A 2304-nucleotide genomic window follows, 5' to 3' on the forward strand; every position below is an offset into this window, starting at 1 on the left:
AGGCTTACTTCAACGCGCTGACACCGATGATGGCGGCAGCATAATCGAGGCGGAAATCCACTTAGCAAAACGCCCGAAACTGTTCAGACAAACCGAGCCAGCTCTGATAACTGGCGGCACACTATCACGGTCGAGGCAGTGGAGGATGGAAACCCCAGCATCGAATATCCGCGCTTCATCGATGGTGAGCGCAGAGAGCCGCCGGAAGATGTTGGCAGCACCTCGGGGTTCGAGGAATTCCTGAACGTCATGGCGAAGCCACGACATGCGCAGCATCGAGAGTTCGTGCGTTGGTATGGTGGCCGCTTTGACCCAGAAGATTTAAGCGTTGATATCATTCAAGACCGTGTCGCTAAAATGATCAAAATTCAGCAAGATGCCGTATAAGAGCTAATCTCTCTCCACGGGAAGTGCGAATACATAGCCGCGTCCCCGCTGGGTTAATATCATGCGTGGCGAGCTCGCGTCTAATTCGAGTTTTTTTCGGAGCCTCAGGATCTGAACATCAATGCTCCGGTCAAAAATGTCCTCATGAATCCGCGTTGATTGTAGCAGATGCTCGCGAGCCAACGGAATCTGAGGTTTATCTAAGAGGGCCACGAGCAACGCGTGTTCGACTTTAGTCAGCCGAACCGCCTCGCCTCTCGGATCATGGAGCTCGCGAGTCTTGGCGCGAAGTTCCCAGCCACCAAACCGGTAGGTAACCCCAGCTCGCTTCCGACGGCTATAATCGCTTTCCTGGCGCCGGAGCACAGCGTTAATCCGAGCTAGGAGTTCTCGAAGCCCAAAGGGCTTTGTAACGTAGTCATCAGCGCCCAGATCGAGCCCTTTGATGCGATCGATCTCCTCCTTGCGCTGCCCGCTGGCAATAATTATCGGCACGTTAGATCGTTCGCGAAGTTCCCGTAGTATTTGAAGCCCGTCTTCCGAACCGAGCATAAGATCCAAGAGAATCAGATCGGGTCTTCTAGCCTCGACAAACCGGAGCAGTCCTCGTCCGGTCGCCGAAGAAAGGACTTTCATACCCTTCTCGCGAAGATAGTCAGACACCATAGCAATCACGTCGGTGTCATCATCTACAATCACAATCGTTGGCGCAGCCTGAATGGACATCGTAGCAAATCCTTCTAAAGTTCACTCTCGGATGACATCACCTGATGGATAGGTGAGTTGGCAGAATTGGAGCGGCGTCTGCAGTCCGAGTGGCCGTCGCGGTGTCACCGATAGCTAGACAGCTGGATCTGTCAAGCGAAGTGAAGATTTGACCCCTCAGTTTCTCATTTCGCCTGACAGGATCTTCATGACTTTCCGCGATCTTGCCATCCGGTCGTTGCCGTACCCTGCCGCGCAGGGGCCCTTTCAATTTCGTTGTTGCGTCGAGTGTCGGCCTCTGCCGCGCGCACCGGGCAGGTGCTGCAAGGTAAGAACAATTCAAAAGTAGTCCCTTTGCCCAAACTGCTGTGAACATCGATGGCACCACCCCAGGACCTGACGGCACGCTGCACCAAGGCCAATCCCAATCCCAATCCTGAGCCGCCTTCCCTCGATCTTGTCGTAAAAAATGGATCGAATATACTCTCTAAGAACGAAGGGGAGATGCCAGGACCTGTGTCAGAGACACTCAACCGCGCATATTCGCCGGGCTCTAGCCGCCCTCTAGACAAGTTGCGCGCAGAGATCTGTTCACAATTGTCAAGGTTAATTGTAACTGTCCCGCCTGCCTTCATAGCTTCGCCAGCGTTCTTGCAGAGATTAATCACAACCTGTTGCAGGGTAATCTCTCTCCCGTCTAGCCAGACCGCGCGATTGGGAAGATTGGTTTGAATCCGACCAGAAGACGGAATGCATAATTCCAAGTCTGGTAGGATCTCTCTGATGGCCGCTGCGGCGTCGAAGCTACTGAATCCCTCATCCCCCATGTCTGACATGAGGATCCGTTCAACGGCGCGTTTTGCTCGATCACCAGCGTCCCGAATTCGCTCTACGTACATGCGCGAGGACGATCCCGATCTCAACGCGTTTTCGGCCAACTCTGCATAGCCGATAATCGGCGTTAGAAGATTGTTAAACTCGTGGACCAGAAGCCCCGCGAGTACATGCCCGTCCGCGAATGCCTCTGCCGCCGCCATGATGTCGGCTTGCGCTCGCTTTGAAGAGAAGTGTGGTATGGATGAGATGTTCTTCATTGTTTCGGCTCTCAGAGCTGGCCCGGTTTGTCTGAACAGTTTCGGGCGTTTTGCTAAGTGGATTTCCGCCTCGATTATGCTGCCGCCATCATCGGTGTCAGCGCGTTGAAGTAAGCCT

General features: G+C 53.8%; 3 protein-coding genes. 1 reads left to right on the forward strand and 2 read right to left on the reverse strand.

Translation table 11 applies throughout. The features are described 5' to 3' along the window. Positions 1-138 precede the first annotated feature (138 nt). Positions 139-387: a plasmid pRiA4b ORF-3 family protein gene (locus BSG20_RS35130; RefSeq protein ID WP_244551854.1), complete on the forward strand. Its 249-nt coding sequence runs from the start codon at positions 139-141 to the stop codon at positions 385-387. Between the two features lie 3 nt (positions 388-390). Here the strand turns inward: BSG20_RS35130 and BSG20_RS35135 are convergent, their stop codons facing one another. Together BSG20_RS35135 and BSG20_RS35140 are read right to left on the reverse strand one after the other, a co-directional pair. Then, positions 391-1113, reverse strand: a complete 723-nt coding sequence (locus BSG20_RS35135) for a response regulator (protein WP_093041990.1) — start codon at positions 1111-1113, stop codon at positions 391-393. A gap of 185 nt (positions 1114-1298) precedes the next feature. After that, the coding region (locus BSG20_RS35140; RefSeq protein ID WP_244551855.1) for an ATP-binding protein at positions 1299-2304 on the reverse strand (1006 nt) is incomplete at its 5' end.

It is taken from the genome of Rhizobium tibeticum (assembly GCF_900110205.1).
Classification (GTDB): Bacteria; Pseudomonadota; Alphaproteobacteria; order Rhizobiales; family Rhizobiaceae; genus Rhizobium; species Rhizobium tibeticum.